General features: G+C 32.8%; 21 protein-coding genes. 3 read left to right on the top strand and 18 right to left on the bottom strand.

What is annotated here, in order from left to right; genetic code table 11:
* Nucleotide 1: 1 nt before the first annotated feature.
* The 16 genes from ASF10_RS13545 to ASF10_RS13470 form a co-directional block, all read right to left on the bottom strand.
* Nucleotides 2-5,572 (bottom strand): helicase-related protein, encoded by a 5,571-nt coding sequence (locus ASF10_RS13545; RefSeq protein WP_082472439.1) that lies wholly within the window; start codon nucleotides 5,570-5,572, stop codon nucleotides 2-4.
* A gap of 38 nt (nucleotides 5,573-5,610) precedes the next feature.
* Entirely contained in the window at nucleotides 5,611-6,039 is a 429-nt protein-coding gene (locus ASF10_RS13540; protein ID WP_056250099.1) for a DUF1896 family protein, read from the bottom strand.
* Nucleotides 6,040-6,050: 11 nt separating this feature from the next.
* A complete protein-coding gene (locus tag ASF10_RS13535) occupies nucleotides 6,051-6,395 on the bottom strand; it encodes a DUF4134 domain-containing protein (protein WP_056250098.1) in 345 nt (114 codons plus the stop codon).
* A 138-nt stretch (nucleotides 6,396-6,533) separates the two neighbouring features.
* Entirely contained in the window at nucleotides 6,534-7,013 is a 480-nt protein-coding gene (locus tag ASF10_RS13530) for a hypothetical protein (RefSeq protein WP_056250095.1), read from the bottom strand.
* A gap of 337 nt (nucleotides 7,014-7,350) precedes the next feature.
* Complete coding sequence (locus tag ASF10_RS13525) at nucleotides 7,351-8,079, bottom strand: hypothetical protein (RefSeq protein WP_056250093.1); 729 nt, start codon at nucleotides 8,077-8,079, stop codon at nucleotides 7,351-7,353.
* Between the two features lie 187 nt (nucleotides 8,080-8,266).
* Nucleotides 8,267-8,803 carry a hypothetical protein gene (locus ASF10_RS13520; RefSeq protein ID WP_056250091.1) on the bottom strand — a complete coding sequence of 179 codons (537 nt, stop codon included), beginning with the start codon at nucleotides 8,801-8,803 and terminating at the stop codon, nucleotides 8,267-8,269.
* Nucleotides 8,804-8,872: 69 nt separating this feature from the next.
* Nucleotides 8,873-9,613 carry a hypothetical protein gene (locus tag ASF10_RS13515; RefSeq protein ID WP_056250089.1) on the bottom strand — a complete coding sequence of 247 codons (741 nt, stop codon included), beginning with the start codon at nucleotides 9,611-9,613 and terminating at the stop codon, nucleotides 8,873-8,875.
* Between the two features lie 167 nt (nucleotides 9,614-9,780).
* Complete coding sequence (locus ASF10_RS13510) at nucleotides 9,781-10,557, bottom strand: DUF4145 domain-containing protein (protein WP_056250087.1); 777 nt, start codon at nucleotides 10,555-10,557, stop codon at nucleotides 9,781-9,783.
* Nucleotides 10,558-10,608: 51 nt separating this feature from the next.
* Complete coding sequence (locus ASF10_RS13505) at nucleotides 10,609-10,938, bottom strand: hypothetical protein (protein ID WP_131726541.1); 330 nt, start codon at nucleotides 10,936-10,938, stop codon at nucleotides 10,609-10,611.
* A gap of 137 nt (nucleotides 10,939-11,075) precedes the next feature.
* Nucleotides 11,076-11,987: a hypothetical protein gene (locus tag ASF10_RS13500; protein WP_056250082.1), complete on the bottom strand. Its 912-nt coding sequence runs from the start codon at nucleotides 11,985-11,987 to the stop codon at nucleotides 11,076-11,078.
* Between the two features lie 224 nt (nucleotides 11,988-12,211).
* Complete coding sequence (locus ASF10_RS13495) at nucleotides 12,212-12,949, bottom strand: hypothetical protein (RefSeq protein ID WP_131726540.1); 738 nt, start codon at nucleotides 12,947-12,949, stop codon at nucleotides 12,212-12,214.
* Nucleotides 12,950-13,177: 228 nt separating this feature from the next.
* The gene (locus ASF10_RS13490; RefSeq protein WP_056250078.1) at nucleotides 13,178-14,239 is read right to left on the bottom strand and encodes a hypothetical protein; all 1,062 of its coding nucleotides are present in this window, start codon (nucleotides 14,237-14,239) and stop codon (nucleotides 13,178-13,180) included.
* Nucleotides 14,240-14,617: 378 nt separating this feature from the next.
* Entirely contained in the window at nucleotides 14,618-15,166 is a 549-nt protein-coding gene (locus ASF10_RS13485) for a hypothetical protein (RefSeq protein ID WP_056250076.1), read from the bottom strand.
* 24 nt (nucleotides 15,167-15,190) lie between these two features.
* Entirely contained in the window at nucleotides 15,191-15,871 is a 681-nt protein-coding gene (locus tag ASF10_RS13480) for a hypothetical protein (RefSeq protein ID WP_056250074.1), read from the bottom strand.
* Between the two features lie 109 nt (nucleotides 15,872-15,980).
* Entirely contained in the window at nucleotides 15,981-16,616 is a 636-nt protein-coding gene (locus ASF10_RS13475) for a helix-turn-helix domain-containing protein (RefSeq protein ID WP_123887402.1), read from the bottom strand.
* Nucleotides 16,617-17,170: 554 nt separating this feature from the next.
* Nucleotides 17,171-17,899 (bottom strand): hypothetical protein, encoded by a 729-nt coding sequence (locus ASF10_RS13470; protein WP_056250071.1) that lies wholly within the window; start codon nucleotides 17,897-17,899, stop codon nucleotides 17,171-17,173.
* A 389-nt stretch (nucleotides 17,900-18,288) separates the two neighbouring features.
* On the opposite strand from ASF10_RS13470, the gene ASF10_RS13465 reads away from it, so the two are divergent.
* Entirely contained in the window at nucleotides 18,289-19,920 is a 1,632-nt protein-coding gene (locus ASF10_RS13465; protein WP_241774955.1) for an AraC family transcriptional regulator, read from the top strand.
* Between the two features lie 71 nt (nucleotides 19,921-19,991).
* A complete protein-coding gene (locus ASF10_RS13460; RefSeq protein WP_056250069.1) occupies nucleotides 19,992-20,168 on the top strand; it encodes a histone H1 in 177 nt (58 codons plus the stop codon).
* A 69-nt stretch (nucleotides 20,169-20,237) separates the two neighbouring features.
* Here the strand turns inward: ASF10_RS13460 and ASF10_RS13455 are convergent, their stop codons facing one another.
* Entirely contained in the window at nucleotides 20,238-20,843 is a 606-nt protein-coding gene (locus ASF10_RS13455; protein ID WP_056250068.1) for a hypothetical protein, read from the bottom strand.
* Nucleotides 20,844-20,938: 95 nt separating this feature from the next.
* Nucleotides 20,939-21,208 carry a helix-turn-helix domain-containing protein gene (locus tag ASF10_RS13450; RefSeq protein WP_056250066.1) on the bottom strand — a complete coding sequence of 90 codons (270 nt, stop codon included), beginning with the start codon at nucleotides 21,206-21,208 and terminating at the stop codon, nucleotides 20,939-20,941.
* Nucleotides 21,209-21,915: 707 nt separating this feature from the next.
* Between ASF10_RS13450 and ASF10_RS13445 the strand changes: the two genes are divergently transcribed.
* The gene (locus tag ASF10_RS13445; protein WP_317039048.1) at nucleotides 21,916-24,831 is read left to right on the top strand and encodes a SusC/RagA family TonB-linked outer membrane protein; all 2,916 of its coding nucleotides are present in this window, start codon (nucleotides 21,916-21,918) and stop codon (nucleotides 24,829-24,831) included.
* The last annotated feature ends 2 nt before the right edge of the window (nucleotides 24,832-24,833 follow it).

The raw sequence follows: 24,833 nt of genomic DNA, 5'->3' as shown, positions 1-24,833 counted from the left end.
TTTAAAATTTCATCCTGCTGCTGCGCCTCATTTCTGAAAAAGAGCGTTCCTGCCATTTATCAGTATTGCTTTCTACCCCTTTGAAACGCTGTGATTCTTCACTGCTCTTTATTGGGAGTTGAATTACCGGAGCTGTATCCGTTAATTTTGTTTCATTACTGAGACTAGCCTCTTGCGGATTGGCTTCTTTCAATTGGTTCTCCTGAATTTTCAGGGCTATTTCCCTTTCCAGACTAAAGAGGTCGCTTTTCATTTTTTGAAGCTCATCCTCCTGACTAAATACTCTTGTGGTTAATTGTTGTAATTCCGGCAGTTGGTTTTCAATATCATTCAGTGACTTTTGGTATTTAGACCTGAGATGTTCCACCTTATCAATGGCATTTAAAAAGTGGCGGGCTGCCAATTTTGGATTGTCCACATTTGGAGTTCCTCCATTGGAAGTATATTTAATACCATCTTCTAAACGTTGTGCATAAAAGCTGTTGGAGTAACGGTACTGGTATAAACCATCATTTTGATAGGCTTCACGTTCTCTTTTTATATAGAGTCCAAAATCATATAACTTCCCAATTTGTTTGGCCTGGTTTTCTCCTTCGGGAGGTTTCCAGTTTTTATAGAGCAGGATAATTTCTTTGCCGATACTTTCTGGATCTGCTGTTTTGCAGTTATACAACTCTATAGGATTTGCTTTGGAACCATCAGGTTCATACTTCAGATTGTTTTTGTAAAAACTGTGATCAGCAGTTAGTTTGTCGAGTGTTTTAGTGGTGATTCCTTTTTCCTCCATTAGGTATTCAACCTGATATTTAGTTCTGGAAATTTCCTTGTAATGTGCTTTTTTAAGGCTTTCCATTACCGTTACTTTTTTCTCCAATTTTGATTTTTCCAGTAATGAAGTATCACCTGATAATACTGCGATATATTCTGAAAAGTTCATTCCACTTTGCTCATCCATAGCTCCCTCATCAATAGTCCTGACATTAAGTTCACAGTTTTTCATCTGACTGATAAAAGTCTGTTTGTTCTTCAAAAGGTTGAATTTGTAATTGTCCAGTGACTGCTCTGTCGCATAGATGAAATTCTTTACTTTATTCCCATAATGCTGTTTGGCAACTTCGTTACCTTGCCTGCTTCCTCGGCCGTTGCGTTGTCCCAGATCTGATGGTCGCCAGGGAATATCCATATGATGCATCGCCACAACACGCATTTGTACATTAAGCCCCGTACCTGCTTTTTCTGTACTGCCCAAAAGAATACGTATCTCACCTGTATTCATTTTAGAAAACAACTCCAGTTTCTTCTTATCGGTCCAGTCGTGTATATAGGTAATTTCATGAGCCGGGATATTAAAATCCCTTACCAGTTTTCCTTTAAGGGCATCATACATATTAAAGTCATCCGGCTTTGGTGTCCCGATATCTGAAAAAACAATTTGGGTGCCTTTATGCTCGATGGAAGCCTGATAAATTTCAGCCACCTTTCTGGCGCATGTATTCACTTTATTATTCGGGTGATCACCATATCTTTCATTTATCAGCCTCATATCGGCAGCCATTTTTTTAGCATAATTAGTAGCTATAAGCATCCTGCCTTTATCTTCTTGCGAGGTAAGAGGTGCCCTGCCAATAAGTGTCGCATTACCAGTTTTGGCAAACTGCATGAGCTGGGTAATAAACTCACTTTGCTCAGGTGTAGGACTGATATTGACAAGCTGTTCCTCAATTTCAGGTTTATCAAGTTCAATATGTTTGGCTGTTTTATAATCGGTAATCTCATTATAGAACAGTGCCAGTTCCGGAACTTTAATAAAATGGCGAAAACGCTCCTTGGCAATAATCTCATTGGTGACAGAAAATTCAAAATCAGTTGTTTTTCTGGCAAAAACAGCTGCCCATCCATCAAAGTTTTCAATATGCTGGCGTTCCATTTCTTTAGGTCGCAGGTATTTGAAAAGCAGATACATTTCGGTAAGACTATTGGATATTGGAGTACCGGAAAGAAAAGTTACACACAGATCCGAATCGAATTTTTCCTGAAGCGTGCGTACCGCAAATAACATATTAAGCGCCTTTTGGCTTCCCTGCATATTTCCAATTCCGGCAACACGGTCATGACGGGTAGTGAAAGTCAGGTTTTTGAATTTGTGAGATTCATCTACAAACAAATGATCGATACCCATTTCTTTAAAGTTGATACCGCTGTCCTTTTTATCTTCTATATCTTTCAGCAGTGTTTTTAGTCTGCCGTCCAGATTATTTTTTCGTATTTCAAGACCCTTTAATATTTTCTTGGAGATATCGCCTCCCAAATCTCTGGCCGTATCAAGGTCCCGTTCTATATTATCCAGCTCATTTTGTAAGATCTCTTTTTGTATTTCGGGTGACTGCGGAATTTTACCAAACTGATCGTGGGTTAAAATGATACAGTCCCAATTGTTATTTTTAATCTCATGGAAGAGTCTCATTCTTTTTGCCGGAGTAAAATCATTTTCACCAGGTGCCAATATTCTTGCATTGGGATAAGCCTTTCGATAGGTTGCTGCAATTTGATTTACATTGGCATTCAATGCCAGTATTGCAGGTTTGTGAATAATCCCTAATCGTTTCATTTCATTGGCAGCTACAATCATGGTTAATGTTTTTCCAAGCCCAACCTCATGATCGATTAAAGCGCCACGGTTCTCAATGATACGCCATGCCGCATTTTTCTGAGAACTGTACAAGTCTTCAATTTCAAGTGCTTTTTTATCCAAACCCGGAAAGCTTAGATGACTTCCATCATATTCTCGCAATACGTAACAATTGAAAGTATTGTTATAGAGGCTCTCCAGTTCATTTTTATCGCTTATTGGCAATTCCTGCAGCCACTCAATAAAGCCATTACGGATGTTTTCAATTTTTTGATGGGCAAGCTGTATGGCTTCATTATCGGGCAGTCGGATGGGTTTTCCGCCGGCTCCCTCAACTTCATAGGTAAAAAAGGGAGCCGTATTTTCGAGCGCATGCTCCAATATCGTGTAACCATAAGTGGTTCTGCCGCTTTTGGGAGTCACCGAAAATTCTCTGTCTATTTTGGTATTGTGACCTGTACTTACTTTAAAGGTATCAAGTGATGGGAAATAATTAATTTCAGTTGGCTGGTCAAATAATTTTCCGGCAAAACTTTCATAGTATCGGTTGGGAATCCATCGCTCGCCCAGATTAAAATCGAGTAATTCGAAAGGGATGCGCTCCGGCTGTACTTTTTCCAGTGCCTGCAATCCTTTGTAATATTGCGTGTTTTCAGGATACAGTTGCACAGCCTGTTTAGCCTGTTGTAACTTTTCTACAACATTGCCGCTTAAATAGAGGTCTGAAGTTTCCCAATTCTGATCTGTAGGATTCAAATAGATATGATGGTTCAGACGTTCTATAACCTCATTTTGTTCAAGTCCTGTCGCAGCAGTTATAAATCCTAAGTCAACAGTTCCTTTTTCATTAAGACTTCGGGCCAGCGCTTCAACCGGATCATCTGTATAATAGCGGTCTTGCTGTTTTACTACAGATTCTATTAAAATATCCGACTTCACGTAACGTTCGCCTTCTTTGCGTTCCAATGAAGAAAGAATGGTGAAACCAAAAGCGGAATCCTGCATGATTAATCTGCGATTCTCAGCACTGTTCAAAATACCATAGTGAGAAACAAATTTGGTATACTGCTCATCCAGATTTTTCCGCACCTCTTCACTGCCAGCTTTATCTGATTGCTCTTTCTCAAACAATTCCAGATAATGATCCCGAATAGCAATATAGGAATCATAGAATTTCAGATTGCCTTGTGATGCTAATGGTTGGAAAAAGGCTTGTTTGTGCTGCTCATTGATATCACTGATAATTCCAACGGATTCTCCAACTCTAACAAGAGTACCTTCTGTATAAAAAGATTTCAATGAAGCAACTTCTTCATAGAGTCGTTTTTCAAGGTTAAAAGCAGGTTCAAGGGTTTTATCTCCTTCATAAATATATTTGTGATCATAGTATTGAAGGGTATTGGATAAAGCCAATAATTCATGTGGGAGTAATCCGCCATTCATCCAATTGGCTGAAAAGCCATTGATTTCTTTTACATTGGAATATAATTTATACAGGTATCGATTGGTCTTAATTTGTTTAGCAGTGATAAGCACCACATTTTCATGTGAGGGATTATCATTTGTGCGTATGGTACTGAGTATTCGTGCTGTTTTTTTATCCACTACAGTTTCATCAAGAGTATTGATGTAATCCATAGCACGGTTGATATTCTCTGCAGGCACAGTATCAAACAAGCCAAGCTGGACTGAAATACCGCTTGCTTTACTCTCTGGCATGGGCAAATAAGTGAATTTTTGTCCGATTGCTTCAGCGGGCTGAACGATCTTCGTTTTTTGAGCCTTCTCAAAGCGTTCCGGGTTAAAGTTTTCTTTTAATCCCTTGGTAATATTTTCAGCAAGGTAGTTTCCAATAGAATTGATATCACCGTTTTGTCTCACACTTTGGTGCGCCTGTCCGTATTGGTTTTTACCGGCTTGTATTTCATTCCCAATGATGAGCTCAGGTTTATTATGCAGATATTTATTGATACTGTATTTTCCAAATTCATTTTCCAGTTCAACGGTTTGCAGTAGCTCATTTTCATTATCAGACAGGGTTTGTTTATGCTCGTTTTTCTGAACAATAAGCAGATGATTTGGAGCATCGGTGTTTCCTGTTTCCTTCATCAGATTATCGGGCATAACTGCCACACTTACAAAATCTGCATTTTGAAAAAGATATTCTCGCACGCTCTGATTGGAAGGACTGTTCAAAAAACCGTCTGTTGTAATATAAGCCATAAGACCGCCATCAGCGAGTTTGTCCAGTCCTTTTGCAAAGAAGTAATTGTGAATTTTCCCCGAAATTACTTTATCAGGATAGGATGCATCGTAAACTGAAAAATTACCAAAGGGAATATTACTGACCACAAGATCATAACTGCCGTTATCATATGTTGGCGCTTGTTCGAGTCCTAGTACATGTGTGGTATTTTGGATTGAAAGTGCACTGTTTAATGCTGAAAGCACCAGTCCGCTTAATTGGTCTTTTTCCACAGCAGTAATATGTTCCAAATTTGAAAATGCGTTTTCTGCTTCAGTGATAAAAATGCCCGATCCAGCTGATGGTTCGTAGAACCTTTTAGGGGCAATACCTTGTTCTTTCAAAGCCCTGTAAAAAGTTTTGGGTACAATTTCCGGCGTATAAAATGCAGTAAGGACACTATTACGAAGTGAAGAAACTACCGAGTTGTATTCCTTTTCAGAATAGTGTTCTTGCAGTATTGCGTGCAGTCGTGTCATTTCCGGATGCAACTTCAGATCTTCTTTAGTAGCGCCGGATTTTATCCAGTCTTCAGTAGTGCCATTTGGGTATAATACAGCCTTGATACCTCCGAAGCCGGCATATGCCTTAAGCGCGTCAACTGCTTCTGCCGATAAAGCATCACCTTGCTGCCATTGCATTGCAATGGTAATCGCCTTGATATTGGTATTTAGTTTTTGGGATTGATTGTAAGCCATAATTACTCCTTTTCATACTACACACTGCTATAAATAGCTCAATTCAGATAGTCAGCAATCTGACCGATAAGGGCATTTCTCAAATTAGGATCTTCTTCATTTTCTTTAGTAAAACCAATGGTTTCAAAAACGGGCCTGCAGTTTTCCATAAGATTCATTACCTCATATGTCAGGATACCTGATTCCTGAAAAGCGGTATAGGTTTTCTCAAACTCATCCGAAAGTAACGAGCGGATATATAAAAACCGGGAAGGTTTTAAATCTTCGGTAAGTACATTGAGACAGATTTCTTCGATGATATATTTTGGTGTACCATCAAATAACATATCGTCCAATATGGATTTTACACTACTTATTTTCTCATTGAGATAATCCAATACACTATAATCTTCCTGTAGTGTAAACATCAAATCGGGATTGTTGTGGATAATGTAAAACCATAACTTTTCTTTGAGTAGATCTTCCATAACGATTTGTTTTAAATCCCAAAGAAGGATTTGATTACTGTGGCTACCACTACCAGAAAAACACAGCTTCCAAACCAGGCTGCCGCTACTTTCCCGGTATCAGGATCACCTGCATTCCATTTTTGATATACTTTCACAGCGCCTATTAGTCCTAGTAATGCTCCTACGGCATACATCAGTTCCGTTCCTGCATCAAAGTAACTTCGTACTTGTTGGTTGGCTTCATTGATTCCTGCCAGACCATCCTGGGCGTAGGTTTCATAACTTATTACAAAAAGCAATTGTGCCAGAAGCATACAGATACTTTTTGTTTTTTGCTCTATAAACTTTTTAAAATTCCAGTTCCATTTTTTCATCGCACATTATTTTTGAAGTTTAAAAATTCAGATAAAAAACGGAGGTGTAGCCGCTGTCGCAGTTCCACTTTCCTGTTACATCTGCCATACTGCGCCGGGATGGACAGGGGCGATTCCTCCGTTATGTTGTTTTATAATTTATTCCCAAAGGGCTTCTGCTTCCTTCTGGGTTAAAGTAATTGATTCGAGTTTCTCACATTCTGAGACTATCAATTCACTTATTGAAGAATTAAAAGGGGAATTTTTCAATGAAGGGAATTCTCTTAGGAGAAGCTGGAGATAATAGGTAAATTCTTTTTTGACTAATTTTTTCTTTGCTGCATCTGTTATAAAAGTTTTTATTCTTGCCACCAAAGCATCAACGTCCTGAAAAGTGATGTCAAATTCTCCAAAAGAAGTTTGGTTTGAAGTCAGTTCAGGATAATCCTGATCCTTTAACTCGGGTTCAGTATCTTGGGAAGTTGAGTTTTCAAATCCACGGAATTGAAGTTTCCGCTTTCCTGATATGACTTCTTTGAGGTCATCAAAATAAAATCGAAATCCAACAAATAAATACCAGCTTGCCAATAGCAGAATAACTACAACCATGTAATTACCCCATGAAATGTCTGTAAACATACCTCATCATTTTATCGTTCTACATTTAGTTTCTCGCAATCCCGATTTCTAAATCCGGATCTTCATCATTACAGGACAAAGGAACAATAGATAATAAACTGCTACAAGTACAACTTTTTGTTGTACCTCAGTTGTACCCCGTTGAACCCCCAGTAAAATCAAGGAGAAAAAAAATAAAAAAGTATTAAAAAAATAAAAAAGCCTACCGAGTGGGAGGCTAATTTGATGATGGAAGAATTATTTAGGATAGTTATTTGTGTTCTAAAATACTGAAAAATAGATTTTTGAAACAAGAATAATTGGACAATACCAAACGGCTTTTAGCAGTAGTGCTTTTCTATTGTTTTTCTAATTGTATTGAATTTGTTTTCAAAAAATCCACAACAACTTCACAAATATTTGGTATTAATTCGTTAGTAATTCTATTTGTCAATTGTCTTGTGTGAATTAATAATTTTGGTTTTTTCCCAGTTTCATTTTCTGAATGTATCCAAATTTTATCTTTTGCATTTAGATTATGTAATTTAATAAATTTTACATTGAATAACTCACATATTTCTCCTGGATATGTTTCTATGTATTTATTATCACTAGCAAATATTATCACTATTTGAAAATCTTGAATAAATTTACTTTTGAAAAACTCTATTTTTCTTAATTTAAGTTCTTCTCCAAACTTCTCCTGTTTTTTTGCGTCTTTTGTGTTTGGTGCCTGTAAATTGCTTAATTCTGTAGTAAATATATTTTCAATAAAACTGATTTCATATTTGTCTTTTTTATCAAATTCTATATTTAAATTTGACAAAATACAATCGTATAGTTTTTGATATCTTTGCCAAGTATGATTTAAGTTTCTGATCTTTGCTTCTTTTGGGACATATCTTTCAGAATAATTAAATTCTTTTTGTCTCCAAGATTTAGTGCTTCCATGAAACATTTCTTGTTCAATTTCATCTCCAGCTTCTTTTCCTATAAACAATATTTTGGCGGTAGGATTTCCCAATCCAATATATTGATTTTCTGATATTGTCTGAAGAAGTTCTTCTAAATATATATTTTCTTTCATCAGATTTTTTCAATTTTTATGTCAGTAGCATAACTGCCGACATTGTCGTACTAGCAAGGGGTTTGAGGTTAAATTAAGTCTTGTTTTCGGATTTGTCAAATCATCCCAAATATAAAACCAACTTCCCATTAAGCCAAATGCCAAAATCCGTTGTTGTAGCTGTTGGCTATTCGTCCTTATTAAGCAACTATTTTTTGAGTATCAATTCACTTACCTTTCTTTTAATACCTTCATCTGCATTTTTTATGGCTTGATTGGCTAATAAAGAATTTATTCCGAGTTCTTCTTTTTTTTGAATATTATTCAATAGACTCTCCAAAGGCCATTTACCTTTTGCTCGATTTATTTTAGTAGAAGTAGTTAATATATTTTCATTGCAATTAACTACTTGAGCAATTTCCTCATCTGTTAATATAGACTTGTACTTTTTATAGATATATTCAGCGGAACGAACATGATCAAATTCATACTTGCTAATTCCACCCAAAAGACGTTTGCCAGTATAACCATCAGTGAATAAAGCATTTTTTATGTTATCTTTTTGACCACGTTTTAAGGCTTCAGCATGCATTTCTATTTTTTTTAACGTAAACACTTTATTTATAGCTGTTCTACTATAATTACGTTCAGGATTTAAGACTTTAATTATACCAGATTTTTTAGAAATTTCACTTACTGTTTCCGAAGTCTCAATAATGGTTCTTTCTGATAACTCTGTAGTCATCTTTTTACAAGCTATTAAAGTAAAACAGATTAGAATAAAATATTTTATGAGTTTATTCATTAATATATATTAGTTTGATTGATCATTAATTTTAATATTTATATTTTCCAATATATCTTTTTTAATATTCGTTTTAAGTGTTTTATTCAGAGAATCATTAAAATCATAATAAAAAATTGTAAAAACAATTAAACTAATTAATGCAATTCTATTAAAAATTGTTCTTAATTTTTTTACTCTAGCGTCAATTCTATTCTGACGTTCAACACTAGACACAAAACTAAAGGCAAGGCTAGACCAAAAACTGTTGGTTTTATACTCTTTCCGTAATGTTTTTTTTGCTACATAAGGTATAATTATAAATTCAATTATTAATAAAACAATTATCCACTGTAATAATTCTTCAAATGCAAATTGTAAAAAAGGAAAAAGAAGGATGATAGAATAATTATCGATTACAGATAAGTTTTTATCAATTTTAAAATTTGATGTACCATGTTTTTTTGCCAATTCCGTATTGATGTAAAGTTCTAAAGTTTTATTGTCGTAGGCTTTGTTCCATGAGTTGTGTATACGTTCTTTAAATCCAATGTCGCCTAATCCTAAATAATCTATGTAGTTTTTCCACATAAAAAAACCGCCATCAGCCTCTAATTCTTCACTGAAAATATCAACTGAATCTTCAATATATGAATCTATTTTCGTTTTTAAGTCTTTATCCAAATAAGTAGATTCTACTTGTTCATTATTTGAATCGCAACTGACTAAAAGTAATAATGTTATAAAGGTAATAATCTTGAAATTTCTCATTTTTTTTTGTGTACAGTTACTATTATAGACAAGGTTCCCATGCTACAAGAGGTTTGGGATTAAATTAAGTACAGTTTTCGAATTTACTAATCATCCAAAATACAAAACAAACTGCCCAATAAGCCAATTGCCCAAATCCGTTGTTGTAGCTGTTAATGCCTTATTTTTTATTTATGCTTTGACATCGGTTTGTTTTTCAGAACAATTTCGGATGCTTTAATATGAATGTTTTTTTCTTTTTTGTCATATACAAAATCTAATATTGATTCTAAAAATTCATAGGCGTCTAATATGTCCTCTAAAGCTATATTTCCAATGTGACTCCCTTCATTTCCAATTATTTTTATCGCAAATAATAAGTTAGTTATTTTCTTGTTTTTTGTTTTTTTCTCATAGTTTTCAATTCTATGATGTAAAGTTCTAAAAGCTTTGAGTTTATTAGTTTTGGAATCTCTATATTTTTTAGGAGCTTTTAAATCGTCTAATATTAACTCAATAGAATTTCTAATTCTATTTGCACAAGAAGATAGGTCATTATAAAAATGTGAAAATGACAAGTTTAATTGTTGTGCTACTTCTTTCGGCACTTTTTGGGAAATTTCTATTATTTTTAAAGGAGGAAAGAAATATTTAGGATAATATATACTTAAATATTCTTCAACATATTCTCCATTTGGCAATTGATATCCATTATGTATATCCTTCAAAACGTTTCCTATGATTGACAATACATTTTTACAATTACTATTTTTACATACTAATATTCCACTGAAAACATAATCAATTCCATTAGGATAATTATACATTTCCATTTCTTCTTGTCCTGGAATAATTTTAGAATTCAAATCAGTAATATTTAATATTCCAATATTACATTTAGGGCAATTATAGTCTAAAGGATTTTTATTTGTGAAATTACTTTTGCTCCAAATTTCTCTGTTCATATGATTTCTTTATAAAATAACGCAAACTGCTGTTAGCACCAGGATTTATTATTAAGCAAACTTTTCAAGTTCAGTTATTAATTTATCGTAAAATTCTTTTATACCTGAAATTCTAAGTTGAATTTGTCCATTTAGTTCTTTTATTTTCTTTTCAGCCTCTTCAAGTTCTTCATTGATTGAGTTTTGAGAATTCATTACATATCTATCTCCAATTTTTGTATCTAACTCGTTAAATAAATCAGGAAGTGTTTTAAACAAACTATCCCTAATTTCTTTATTATCAGCCAATATTCCTTTAATTAATTCAGGTTTTTCCCTTTTTTCATCTACTATTTTGCTAATCAATTCGCCAATCATTTTTTGGTAAGTTTCATTTGTCATTTTTCTTAGTGTATTTGGTTTTTTTATATTGGTGATAACGTTCTCGCAATTTTGGCTGTTGCGGAGTTCGAAGACAAGCATTTTCAGTTAAACGTAAGTACAAATTATAACGTTAATTCCATTAAATTCCACAACAATCACAAACGTGCGTTAGCCGTCGGTTGTTTTATTTTATCAACACTTACAATTTCACCATAATCATTGTATTTAAATACAGTCCTTTTTTGTATTTCCGAATTTTCGAAATTATTTTTATCAATCTTTCCGAATAATATATAATTTGGATTATTATTTGTTTTTTTAAACTCATAAATTATTTCTCTAGAACCTCCATCTCCGGACGATTCATGGTGACTTATCGTTTTATTTTTATAATCTATAGTTGTATAATTGTATGCGTCAGCATTTGGGTTGCCATAATAGAATCCTGAAAAATTTGTAAATGGTTCATTAGTCATTTCACTAAATTCTAAATTTTTATCAGCTCCTTTTTTGAATATTTTATTAATAGAACCTCCTTTTTCATAAGTAGTTGCATATGTTAGAATAAGTTCATCTACATCGTCAAAATCTACATCTTGAAAAAAGAATGGAATATATACATATCCGAAACCTTCTTCTTCTTTAGAAGTTCCTACTTTCTCAAATTTTGGTTTTACATATTTACAAACTTGTGTAAAACTTTCATTTTTCACAAACTCATCATCTACAACAATTATATGTTTTAAATTTTCTTTGTCAATATCTATTGTAAATTCAGGGTGTATAACCCAGAAGATTTCTTTAGTTTTAATGTTTTCAAAAGTTAGAATTGCTGGCCCTTTAAAATTTTTTGAAAACTTTGATTCAATCTTCCCTCTAATTAGCCATTTTGCACTTACATTATAGCCCTTAATCGGGGTTGAATATTTAATTGCAATTTCATTATTTTTCTTGTCAAGATTATTTTTGGTGTTTTTAATTTGGTCATTTAGCGATTCATTTTTGTTCTGTTTCGAACAACAAATAAAAATTAGAAATAAAAATAAAGATAGAATCGTGTTTTTCATAGTTGTTTTTCTATTGTTAATGAGTTTTTTTTTAAATAAAAATTGAGTTAGATTCTTGACTATGAGATACAATTACGGCAAACGTTCTTTCGCTTTTAGACATTTACAAGTTATGAAAACGAGTATTTTCCGCTTATCTAAAATATGATGAAAAAGAATGATTCCACTAAATTTGTAAATGTCTCTAAACGTTTTTTGGCAGCTGGCATTATTTTAGTTTTAATTTATTTCCATTCATTAAGCATTGCTAACAATTTTTTCATTAATTCAAACCAAATATTTTTTCTTAATTCTTGTTCCGATTTATTAACAAAATTTTGATTGTCGTTAATATATTCTGTAAGTAAAGCATCAACTATAGCTTCTGAAGATGTAGTATATGGATCTTCTTTATTTATGTGATTTTCAATAGACAAATATGCTGTCCTACCTGAATTCCATGTTATAGTTCGTGCTTCTATTTCTTGTAACTCTTTATCTATTCTAGCTTGTAATTCATTCCATTCATTGCTTTCTAAATCTTTTCCGTCAAGAGCATTTTTGTGTAATTTAATTAAATCATGGAAATATTTTTTTTCCCTTTCTTGCTTTGGAATCATATCGGTTAAAATCATAAGTTCCCATTTATGAAACATTAAAGAGTAATCAATACCGACATTGCATGATTCCAAAAAGGCAGGATAAAAGTACTCTTCATAGTTTTCTTTAAAACCACTAAAATCATTTGAATTATGGTGGTTAATAGTAAATAATAGATTTCCTAACCAATTAGGTAAACCTAAATTACTAGGGAAATTTTCGTAATCTTCTAAAAAAAAGTCAGGTGAGGTGTATGTCCTATTTAGATTGAATAACTTTTCTGCTATTTCCTCTGCTGACTTAGGAGCCTTTTTCATATTCAACCAATCATATGTAGAAGCTAATTTTTTTTCTTTTATTTCGTGATTATTTTTAAATGACAATAGCATAGTTATATAAAATAAATTAATTTTTAATTTTTTAATAATGGCAAAATTGCGTTAAATTCCTAAGTTTGCTAAGCGCTTGCTGCCAGCGTCTTGGCAGTACAGCGGGTTTGGGACTAAATTAAGCCCTATTTTTGGATTTGCCAAATCACCCCAAATACAAAACCATGTTTCCATTAAACCCAATGCCCAAATCCGTTGTAGTGGCTGTTGGGTGCTGTGGTTTTACGTAACAATGGTTTCAATTTTTATTTTTATTTTCTTTAGTTTATCTAAGCTATCATTTTCTGGACTAAAATAAGAATTGTATTGTTCTTCTATATCTTTAGCATAATATTTACAATGAATCTCAATTTCATTTATTTGTTTTCTTAAGTCTGCAACGAAACTCACAATGTTTCGGCTTCCAAAAATATCATATCCTATAGTATTTCTAAATTCCATTGAAACTCTAAGAAATTCAATCAAGATGTCGTTTGAGATAACTCTAAAATCTGTAGCCTCGTCATTATCTTCACATTCCTGTAAATATTCGTAATACTCGCCAGTAAATTGATTTACTAATTTTGCCCATGGCAATGACATGTAATTGTCCGGATTAGCAATTTTATAATCATCAATCATTGAAGCGCACATATTCATAAGTTTCAAAAAAGCAGAACCAATTTTTCTTTGTTCTTCAACTTTATAATTGATTTGAGATGTGTATTTTGCTCTAAGTTCTTCAATACCTTCTTTATAAAAGTCTATTAATGTAAAAAGATTAAGAAATGTCTTCTCCCAGTCAGGATCATCTTTTAAATAGAATTTGATTCCATTGTAAATAGATAATGAATCCATTTCAACAGCTCTGGCAAAATTACGATTTACTAAGAAATACATTCTATTCATCTTAGAGGGTTGAGTCTGTTCTTCTAAATAATACTTTTCCATCACTGTTCCTTGTTCTATTATTCCATCAATCATGGATTTTAAAAAAGTATTTAACAGTTTGAGTTTGTCAAGTAATTCTTTTTGATTTTCGGTTCGGACAAGTTCTTCATTTCTTAAAATTTGTTGTCGCTGTTCAAGTAAGCTCAATATTACAAATAAGATTGAAAGAAAAGATAAAACACCACCAATAAGAGTTCCATAACCCGAGATAATATCTGACTTATTTGCAAAGTCAATTTCAATTTGTTTTGGACTTGTTTCATTTATTAAATCGAAAGATATCCAAATAATGATTAAAAAAATTATAGTAGTAAATACAATAAGAATATTTTTAAAAACTTTAATTTTTGTCATAAATTACTTTTTTGGTGATTTTGAGGTACCATTGCACCCAACTCATTAATACCAGTCATAAAATGGCACCAACGCAACCCTTTTGGTTGTGTTGGTGCAGTAAGTTTGCTTTTTCTTTCAGCGAATATAAGAAATATTTTTACTACAATTTTTTAACTTTTTGGAAATTGAAATAAAAATAATTCCTAAGTTATCCTCTTATTGAGATTTCTCTAAATCATGTATGAAATGGTTTGAAAAAGATTTGTAGGATCTACAAATGTGCGGTTTAAACGGATTTAATTGATACCTTTCTAATTGGTAATAACTTTTTAATTATTTGATATTTATTATATTAAAATATATTTAGTTAAGTAATTTGAAGATAATATACATATTCTAATAAGATAAAAATTCAATTTCTGATTTTTTATCCATGATTTGCCAGCCATCATCGGCTAGTATAAAATACACTTCATGACTCAATAAGTCTTTCAAGCCATTCTTAATGCTAGCAGCAAAAACATTCTTTCTCCGAATTGTAGTGTATTCTACAATTGCCTTATTACCGGAACTCATAATTCTGATTTCTGCAATTGCTCCAAATTCTTCATCGGCTACTTTTACACGTTGAATTTTATGTTTTTTATCTGCTGCAGGTGTTGGCAGTAAGTACGGTCTTGCTGCAGGGGTAAAACTCACGAAAGCCGTTGTATCACCAAATTTTTTGGTTTGAAGTACTTTTACAAATCCTTTTTCTACGAGTCCGGATTTAAAAATGGTGTAGGCATGCGCGGGATCACCACAGAAAATATCATGGTCTACAATAGTAGGGTAATGATTTTTTTCCAGAATAAGGGTGGTAGCCAATTTCTCATCCAGCTTTTTAGGCTGGCAACCTGTTATGATCAGAAGCATAGTGGCTAAAATATAAGATAGATTTTTCATATTTTTAAGTTTTAAATTATTTAGTTAATATTCTTTAATCTGTTTAATCATGCGCTCCAATGTTTCAATTGCTATTCGTTTATCCCTTTCTTCAAAAATGTAAGCCTTGCTTCGCATGGCATTGTATGAAAGATCCACTTTATTTGGAGTGGATAGAAATGGAACAATTGTTTTAAATAAATGATTCATTGATTTTGAAATAAGAATTTTTAATTCATCAGATGCCCTAAGTATTAAGGCTGTCTGATCTGTCGAAAGCTTACATAAGACTTTATTAGAGGAAGAGTCTATAACGGAGGACTCACACATCTTCTTTTCAATAATTGGTAAAGGTTTGTTTAAATAGTTTGCAAATCTGGATTCTACAAAAGTTATTAATTCATCCAAACACGAAATTAAAGTAGCAGTTACCTCTTTTAAATGTTCTCTATGTTCATCATCGGTACTATTTATCTCTGTAATTTTATCTAAAAGAAATAACAGCGATGAATAATAATTTCCAACTAAAATTTTAATCTGTTTCTCCTTGGTAAGCGAAAAAACCTGTACCGTAAATTGTGACTGAATTAAGAATGTTTGCTCGGTCGCTTTTTTAATAATCGCTTTGGATTGAATTGGAGTAATCATAGTAAGATCTGTTTTACCAGGATTAAGGGTTGAGGTCACCGTTAAATCCATCCATTCTAAAAGATAGGTTTGAGTCATTTTTTTTACTTTTACTTAGTAAATATTTCTCTCGACTTGCAATCGACAGTACTCTAAATCAATGCTTATAGAACATTCTTAACCCGGTCAAACATGTATTATAAAGTATTTAATTAGAATTTAATTGTAAACGGTATTCTGAAGGAGACAGGGAAGTATGCCTTTTAAAAAAAGTACTGAAAGCAGAAGAATTACTAAAGTGCAATTCTTCTCCAATATATAAAATGGTTAAATGATTGTTTTGCAGCAAAACTTTTGCTTCGAGGAGAATCGCTTCTTCAATAAATTGCTTCGCAGTTTTTTCTGTAACTTGTTTAACTATTCTACTAAAATGATCCGTATTAACACCTAAATAATTTGCGTAGTATTTTACACTGTGTTGCTTTCTGCAATTCATTTCTAAAATTTTAAAAAATTGAAGAACTAGTTTTTCCCTTTTCGAATGCTGAAGTGATATATGCCAGGATGACCTGTGATAGATACCTGCTAATTCATATAATAACAGATTAAAACTAAAAAGTATTATCTCATCTTTAAAAACATGCGAGCTAGGTCGTAATACTTTGCTATTAAGTAATGTCAATAAATCAATTAGTAATAAAACATCTTTACTTTTTAGAAAGATTTTAGAGGATAATTGGGTAATAAAAAATTCAAAATACCTAATATGAGGTCTTCGTATACTATTTTCAATAACAAAGTCTGTAGTAAATGACAGCAAGCAAATTTGTAATTGATCACTCATGATCAAAATTTCAAATGAAGTCTTTATAGGTATCACAAGGATCTCACTTTCAAAGACAGTAACTTCTGTATTATCTATTAGGATAGATAAGGAACCCGAATTGACAATCAGTATAGAGAAATGGTCTACCTTAAATAATTTACTCAAAGATTTTTTAGATGTAAATTTCTCAAAAATGTAAACTTGCAGGCCTATATGAAAATATTTTGATTTTTTGCTTACCACGACAATACTCTTTATGAAATTATAATCAGTTAAAATAAATTTTACTTTATTAAAGCCCAAATTGGCAAGCTACTCTGACATCAACCTAGACATCAATGTAACGGTAATAAAAAGTAAATTGGACATGCCACTCACAAAAAGCAGGTAGGCCAGACTACGTGGACTATCACTTTTTATCTCGCCATTTGTGAGATAGCCAATTATTTCATCATAGGATAATAGATCTATGATGAAATAAAGACTAACAAGATTGAAAAGAATCAAGCACACAGTAAACACGTATGCTATCTCTTTTTCATAGCAATAGATATAATACATCATAACTCAGATCATTGATTGTATATCATGATTCCTGTTACAAGTGAACGTTTTATTGCCGTACAGGGATCATCAATTGCACCACTAACCCCTGCAACACGGTGACCAGTAGAAGTGTCCCAGTCTTTATCTTTGCGTTCCAGAGCATAATACGTTGAATACCTCGCTATGGAGGAAGTGGTAAGGATAATTCTCTTATCCTCACTGTTAAATGCCTGATTAGCTATCACAGCTGATTCAAAAGATATTATGTATTGATAAATTTCCTCGTAGGAATCATTTTCCCATAAAAGGATATCATTCATAAAATTCGAAAGATTATCTTTTGCTGCAATTGTCATTGTAGAATTTAAAATAGTCTGATCTAGTTTAGACTGTGGATTATTTATAATCTCTTGTATTACAATCAGATTGGGAGACAAATTTGTTCCTGAAGTTAAAAGCATTAGATCATTATTTTGAGCCGCTATAGTTTCGATCTGTTGAGAAATTTGTCCTATTGTGTTATACTGATAGTTACCTGATAAATAAGCATCAAGAATATCATTATGTAGTTTACCAGCAAAATCGTAAATGTTTGCAGGGTTTTCAGGGGTCATGTTTTGCACCAAACGTGCTGATTTTTCTGATTCCTTGCTACTGATTTTACTATCTATACTTTCTATATTATCAATAGTATCAGTAGTACAGGAAACGATTAATAATGGTAAAATTATTAATCGTAATGAAATGTTTTTCATGATTAAAATGTGTTAAATGTGACCGACTAATTTTTTAGTCAGTTCATTTCACCCGGGTAAGCAGAACTTTAATTTAGTACTCTACTAAATATTTTTGCTTTTGAATTCAAGGCAAATCTAAAAGTAGATTTTTTGATTTGCAAAACATTAGTATGTGGATTTCCGAGAATAACAGTATGGATTTTCGGAAAATCCAGATACCTTTTTTAAATAAAAAAACCTTAATTATCAATTGTTTACACTATATTTAAGGCGATTTTTTTGAAAAATGTTAATGAGCCTTTTTATAAGCCTTTTATTTAGCTTTCAGAATGATTTTGTACAAAAAATAATGTCTCATTTTAATTCAAACTATGATTAGAAAGTATCTATTTGTACTCTCTCTTTGCTTGGGAGATCAAATCTGCGCACAGGAAATCCATTTTAAAATTCCCGATACACTTCGAAATAAGAATTACGATTACCTTTTTGAAAGGATAGAAGAATCTGAAAAAGATAGTGTTAAAAAATCCTTATACCTTAAATCCTTTCTCGTAAAATCGAAAGCAGAAAATAATTTGGAAGAGCTTGTAAATGGCTATAAAAACTATGTTCATCACTCGCCGGAAAATCTAAAACTGATCTATGTAGATAGTATGATTTATGCTGCAAAAAAATCAAAAGATAATGCATTAATAGGTTCAGCCTATCTTTCAAAAGGAATCGTATATTATGCCGCTAAAAAACATAATTATGCATTAGACAATTATCTAATTGCAGATAATTATATTTCCAAAACAAATGATAAGTATTTGATATATAAGGTAAAATACAATATTGCAAATATAAAATACTACCTGGGATTTTATAATGAGGCAATTTCTTTATTTAAGGAATGCATCGATTACTTTAAAGAAAACAACGATAGGGGCTATCTGAATTCCTTACATTCTCTGGGTCTTTGTTATAATCGTCTCGGAAGTTATAGTTTATGTACAGAAATAAATGAGAAGGGATTATCAGAAGGACAAAGATTATCTAACAATGAGATGAAAGAGTATTTTATTATCTCCGAAGGAGTTAACCAGTATTTCCGAGGCAATTATACTTTGGCTATTAGTAAAATCAACTATTCACTACCAGTCATTATAAAAAACAAAGATTTTGCAAATGAAGCTGTTGGCTATTTTTATATTGGGAAAAGTTATTGGGATCTTAAGAATCCAGAAATGGCCATACCTTATTTCAAAAAAGTAGATGATATTTTTAATAATAAAGGATACATTCGTCCTGATCTTCTCAATAGCTATGAATTATTAATCAGCTACTTTAAATCCAAAAAAAATCTTAACCTACAACTTTACTATATTGAGAAACTGCTTAAAGTAAATAATATTATGAACAGCAGATACAAATACGTATCGCAAAGAATTTACAAAGACTATAACACTAAAGAATTACTATTTCAGAAAAATAAAATTGAAAAGTTATTTGAAGAAAGAAAGCGTAATGACTTTATTTTTAAGGGTATAATAGTATTTTTATTTTTATCTGTGGTCTTTCTAATTTATAATCATAGTAGGAATAAGAAAGTTTATCGTCAAAGATTCGATGATTTAATGAAAAAAAGTGAAACTGTATCTAAGTTTGAATCAAAAAACCTAAATAACGGAATTGAAGATATAAATCCGGAGACTGTAATGGTTATATTGAAGCAATTAGAAAAATTTGAAAAGGATAAAAAATTTTTGGTGAAAGATTTAACGGAAGCAAAACTCGCAGTTCTAATTGATTCAAATATAAAATATCTTTCAAAAATAATATTACATTACAGAGGTAAGAAATTTGTAAAGTATATCAATGATCTAAGGATAGACTATTTGATAAAATTAATGAAAGAGGAAAAGAAATTTCAGAATTATACAAATAAAGCGCTATCAGAAGAAGCAGGTTTTAGTAGTAAAGAACGTTTTACAAAAGCTTTTTTTTCCACAACCGGAATGCCAACATCATATTTTATGAAAGAACTAAGAAAAGAATAGTTTTAACATTTTTTTCTTTACATCTAAAAGGTAAACTTCTATTTTTGTTCCCTCATTTAATAAAATATATCATGAAAGATTTAGTAGCTAAAATCCACGCAGAAATCGAAACATTTAAGACAGAATCAGAATCTCTAATTGAAAAAGGAGTAAAAGCAGCTGGAGCTAGAGCTCGTAAATCAACTTTGGAATTAGAAAAATTATTGAAAGAGTTTAGAAAAGTTTCTATTGAGGAGTCAAAGAAATAATAGCCTTTAAACTAATAACCTCACTTAGATAATTTAAGTGAGGTTTATGTGCTTAGCAAGAAATAAGTTTTAGTTGATTTTATTTAATCTATTTTCCATTTGTTTTGCAATCAATATCGAACCTACAGCCCTAATTAATAAAATTCCAATGACAGCTGGAATTATTAATGATGATAATATTATAAGAATATCTCTTATACCTTGGGTTTTAAATTGATTTAGATATGTAAACAAAATAGTTCCACCTAAAAGTAGAATTATAAAACATACTATAGCAATGTTAGCACAAATTCTTTCATATATACTTAAATTTATCTTTATTTCTGAACTATTTAGATCAAAATGTTGTTTTGCTTTCTTGATTTTTGTCCATGTGTAATTCAGCCTATTTTTAAAATCAATATATTTAGGTATTGATTCTTCATTTGCATCAATTCCAGTTAAAGAAAAAAAGTATAACTCTTTCAAATAAGGAGTAACAAATTTGGTTTTAAAATCATCATCAAATTTATCCATTACAGAATATGTCTCTAAGTCATTTAATAAATTCTTCAACTTTCTTCTCTGAAAAAAGTCGAATACATCTGCTAATGACTGCTTTCCTAGTATAGCAACAATTACGGTTCCAAATATTGTTAACATTGTTGTTATAATATTGCCCTGTATTAAATCCATATCATTTTATTATTATTTTTTAGGCGAATTTCTTAGCCTGTTCCTAATAGTTTTGAATCTAAAAGTTATAATTCAAAACTGCTATTGGACAAAGATTATTTATAAGTGTGATCGATCTCTTTATAGTAAGCATCAAAGTTAAATTCTATATCTAACAACTCCTTTGGATGGACTCTGAGACCTTTTGCAATTTCAAATATGGTATTAATTCTAAAATCGACACGACCTTTTTCAATTTTGCTAATTTTAGTAGCGTCTAAATTACAACGTGAAGCAATCTTTGCATATGACTCACCATTTCTGATAAGTTTTATTTTATCTCCAATTTTGTTTCGAAATTCTAAATTAATGTTCTTATTATCCATAATGAGTAATTTTCAAGCAAATTGAATTTTTTTAAGAAAAAAAACATGGTCGAATTCGACCATGTTTTTAAATAATTTTATATATTTGCCTAACGTATACATCAATAAGATGTATATTTGCGATTCTTCATATAAAAATATTTGAAGCATTCGCTTTGAATCTCGCACTAGAAAACTGGAAATTTTGCAACGAGATGATAAGTTAAGATGCTCACGACCATGGCGTGGGCTCACTTATTGTTGCTCGGTATTTCCAGTACCTCTAGTGCAATAAGCTGAGTTACTGCGCCATTTTTTATTTCCTTGGCAAAATTCTCCCCTTACATTCATAGCACTGCTTCTCCATTTTTCAAAGTCTCGCATTTAGCTATTACCTAACCAAACCTGCATGACTTATGAATTAAAAAAAATTACTGCTATTTTTTTTTACTGCCTGCACTGTCTCAATTTTTATTATGAATTAGTCAACTGCAAGGTTTTATAGGTTTAAAAAAAAGCAAGATTACATGGCTTTATCTAAGCTAAAAAAAGCTCTCTAACCCGCGATCAACAAGTTTAGAGAGCTGAATTAATAAAACTTTCGTTTCAAATTAACTAACCCCAAAATTATGAAAACTTTTTCATTAAATAAAGGGTTGGCGGGACTTTGGTATCCGTTTATTTTCGGGTTCTATCTTTTTTGCACGCCAGCCTTAGCAAGGAACACCTTGTTCTTTTCCGTTTCACAACAACAAACACAAGTCCATGGTATTGTAACTGATGGCACCCTTCCTCTTCCGGGAGTCAGTATTTCAGTAAAAAACCAGAAAAAAGCTGTGGCTACTGACTTTGATGGTAAATTTACAATAACAGTGTCATCACACGATATTCTTATTTTCACTTACATTGGTTTCAAAACAATTGAAATTCCAGTTGCAGGGCGCTTAGTGATTAATGTACAAATGAAGGAAGATGCCACTTCCCTTCAGGAAGTAAAAATTAATGCAGGATATTATTCCGTTAAAGAGAGCGAACGCACGGGAAGTATAGCAAAAATTACTTCAAAGGATATCGAAACACAGCCCGTAACTAATGTACTTGCCACGATGCAGGGTCGTATGGCAGGTGTGAATATTACACAAAATACAGGAGTTCCCGGAGGTAATTTCGATATTAAAATCAGGGGACAAAACAGTATTCGCGTTGATGGCAATGCACCACTTTATCTTATAGATGGTGTGCCATATGCTTCTGAAACAATTGGATACAATCAGACCTCTACTATTTATCCATCACCTACAAGCCCTCTAAACAGTATAAATCCTGATACTATCGAAAGTATTGAAATACTCAAAGATGCAGATGCCACAGCTATATATGGTTCGAGAGGTGCTAACGGTGTGGTGCTCATCACAACTAAAAAAGGAAAAGCAGGAAAAACAACTTTTACAGTAACTGCCTCCACGGGTGCCGGAACTGTAACAAAATTCATGAAACTCATGAATACAGAGCAGTATCTAGCCATGCGAAGAGAAGCTTTTAAAAATGACGGCATTCCCTACAATTCATGGGATTATGATGTAAATGGAACATGGGATCAAAACAGATATACCGATTGGCAAAAGGAACTTATCGGTGGTACAGCCAGCATCACAGATCTGCAGGCTGCTATTTCAGGGGGATCTGAAAAAACACAGTTCCTGATCAGCGGTAATTATCATACGCAGTCCAGCGTATTTCCGGGTGATTTTATCTATAAAAAAGGCGGTTCACAATTCAATTTAAACCACCGCTCAGAAGATAATAAATTCAGGGTTACGTTCTCAGCTGGATATAACAGTCAAAACAATGATCAGCCCGCCTTTGATTTTACCTATGATGCCCGCTCACTCCCTCCTAATGCACCTGCCCTTTATGATTCTAATGGTGAACTAAACTGGGAAAACGGCACTTGGGACAATCCGCTTCGGAACCTTAATGCTGAATTTGAATCTAAAACAAATGACCTTATTGCCAATTCCGTATTATCATATGAAATATCTTCAGGTCTCTTGATTAAAAGCAATTTTGGATATACTGATTTAAGCACTGTGGAAACCCGTACAGCTCCATCGTCTGTATATAATCCTGCCTACAATATCAGCAGTGCTAATTCATCACTTTATCTAAACAATACAGACCGCTCTTCCTGGATCATAGAACCACAGATAAGTTGGACAAAAGAATTAGGTTTAGGAAAACTGGACCTGCTTGCAGGATCAACTTTTCAAAATCAAACTACCACCCGGTTGTTTCAGTCAGGTACAGGATATAGTTCCAACAGCCTGATTTATAATCTGGCATCTGCTAAGTACATTAATGTACTGCTAAATGATGAAACCATATATAAGTATCAGGCCTTTTTCGGACGTATTAACTATAGTTTCGACAAACGTTATATCATCAACCTTACAGGCAGGCGTGATGGGTCAAGCCGTTTTGGACCAGGCAATCAATTTGCTACTTTCGGTGCCGTAGGTGTGGCATGGCTCTTCTCAAATGAGAATTTTCTAAAAAATAGCTCATGGATCAGTTTTGGAAAACTAAGATCCAGTTACGGAACAACCGGTAGTGACCAGATTGGCGATTATCAGTTCTTAAATACCTATACTACTACAGGGATAAATTATGGAGGAAATGTCGGCCTTGAGCCAACCCGGCTTTACAATGCTGATTTTGGTTGGGAAACCAACAAAAAACTAGAAGCCGCGCTTGAATTAGGTTTTTTTCACGATAAAATATTTACAACAGCTTCATGGTATCAGAACAAATCATCTAATCAGCTCGTGGGAGTCCCACTGCCCGGAACAACTGGTTTTACCGTTATTCAGTCAAATTTAAATGCCGAAGTTCAAAACAGAGGTTTGGAACTGACACTTAGAACCAATAACTTCAGTAATGCAAATTTTAGCTGGACAACCAGCTTCAACCTAACCTTTGCCAAGAACAAACTGCTTAGTTTTCCGGGATTAGAAAGTTCTCCCTACAGCCAGAAATATCGCCTTGATAAGCCCCTAAACATTGAGCTTGTCTACGAGTATAAAGGGGTTAATTCCCAGACTGGTCTCTATGAATTTGAAGACATTAATAAAGACGGTAAAATTACTTTTCCTGAAGACAGACAGAAAGCTGTCGATCTTAATCCAAAGTATTACGGCGGTCTGCAAAATCAGCTTCGCTATAAGAATTGGAACCTTGACTTCTTATTTCAGTTTGTCAAACAAAAAAACAGAATAAATCCAATGGGATTTGCAGGACAGATGTCCAATCAGCCTGTTTCGAAAACAGATCGCTGGCAAGCTGTCGGAGACATTCCCGCTTATCAATTGTATACAACCGGTAATAATAATGAGTCTGTTACAGCAGATTATTTATACGACAGAAGTGATGCCTCAATAACAGACGCTTCATTTATAAGACTTAAAAACATCTCGCTTTCCTATCTATTACCCATGCACTCAAACGTGGTACAATGTAAAATAATGCTGCAGAGCCAGAATCTTTTGACTTTTACCAAATACAAAGACGGCGATCCTGAATTTACTTCCTCTGGATTTCTCCCACCTTTAAAAGTAATAACTGCAGGTGTCCTATTAACATTTTAAAA

Source organism: Flavobacterium sp. Leaf82, assembly GCF_001422725.1.
Classification (GTDB): domain Bacteria; phylum Bacteroidota; class Bacteroidia; order Flavobacteriales; family Flavobacteriaceae; genus Flavobacterium.
This window is presented reverse-complemented; position numbering and strand designations above follow the sequence as displayed.

Excerpts from the sequence above, each read along its gene's own strand:
- ASF10_RS13545 (WP_082472439.1), bottom strand. The coding sequence starts at position 5,572 with ATGGCTTACAATCAATCCCAAAAACTAAATACCAATATCAAGGCGATT.
- ASF10_RS13540 (WP_056250099.1), bottom strand. The coding sequence starts at position 6,039 with ATGGAAGATCTACTCAAAGAAAAGTTATGGTTTTACATTATCCACAAC.
- ASF10_RS13535 (WP_056250098.1), bottom strand. The coding sequence starts at position 6,395 with ATGAAAAAATGGAACTGGAATTTTAAAAAGTTTATAGAGCAAAAAACA.
- ASF10_RS13530 (WP_056250095.1), bottom strand. The coding sequence starts at position 7,013 with ATGTTTACAGACATTTCATGGGGTAATTACATGGTTGTAGTTATTCTG.
- ASF10_RS13525 (WP_056250093.1), bottom strand. The coding sequence starts at position 8,079 with ATGAAAGAAAATATATATTTAGAAGAACTTCTTCAGACAATATCAGAA.
- ASF10_RS13520 (WP_056250091.1), bottom strand. The coding sequence starts at position 8,803 with ATGACTACAGAGTTATCAGAAAGAACCATTATTGAGACTTCGGAAACA.
- ASF10_RS13515 (WP_056250089.1), bottom strand. The coding sequence starts at position 9,613 with ATGAGAAATTTCAAGATTATTACCTTTATAACATTATTACTTTTAGTC.
- ASF10_RS13510 (WP_056250087.1), bottom strand. The coding sequence starts at position 10,557 with ATGAACAGAGAAATTTGGAGCAAAAGTAATTTCACAAATAAAAATCCT.
- ASF10_RS13505 (WP_131726541.1), bottom strand. The coding sequence starts at position 10,938 with ATGACAAATGAAACTTACCAAAAAATGATTGGCGAATTGATTAGCAAA.
- ASF10_RS13500 (WP_056250082.1), bottom strand. The coding sequence starts at position 11,987 with ATGAAAAACACGATTCTATCTTTATTTTTATTTCTAATTTTTATTTGT.
- ASF10_RS13490 (WP_056250078.1), bottom strand. The coding sequence starts at position 14,239 with ATGACAAAAATTAAAGTTTTTAAAAATATTCTTATTGTATTTACTACT.
- ASF10_RS13485 (WP_056250076.1), bottom strand. The coding sequence starts at position 15,166 with ATGAAAAATCTATCTTATATTTTAGCCACTATGCTTCTGATCATAACA.
- ASF10_RS13480 (WP_056250074.1), bottom strand. The coding sequence starts at position 15,871 with ATGACTCAAACCTATCTTTTAGAATGGATGGATTTAACGGTGACCTCA.
- ASF10_RS13475 (WP_123887402.1), bottom strand. The coding sequence starts at position 16,616 with ATGAGTGATCAATTACAAATTTGCTTGCTGTCATTTACTACAGACTTT.
- ASF10_RS13470 (WP_056250071.1), bottom strand. The coding sequence starts at position 17,899 with ATGAAAAACATTTCATTACGATTAATAATTTTACCATTATTAATCGTT.
- ASF10_RS13460 (WP_056250069.1), top strand. The coding sequence starts at position 19,992 with ATGAAAGATTTAGTAGCTAAAATCCACGCAGAAATCGAAACATTTAAG.
- ASF10_RS13455 (WP_056250068.1), bottom strand. The coding sequence starts at position 20,843 with ATGGATTTAATACAGGGCAATATTATAACAACAATGTTAACAATATTT.
- ASF10_RS13450 (WP_056250066.1), bottom strand. The coding sequence starts at position 21,208 with ATGGATAATAAGAACATTAATTTAGAATTTCGAAACAAAATTGGAGAT.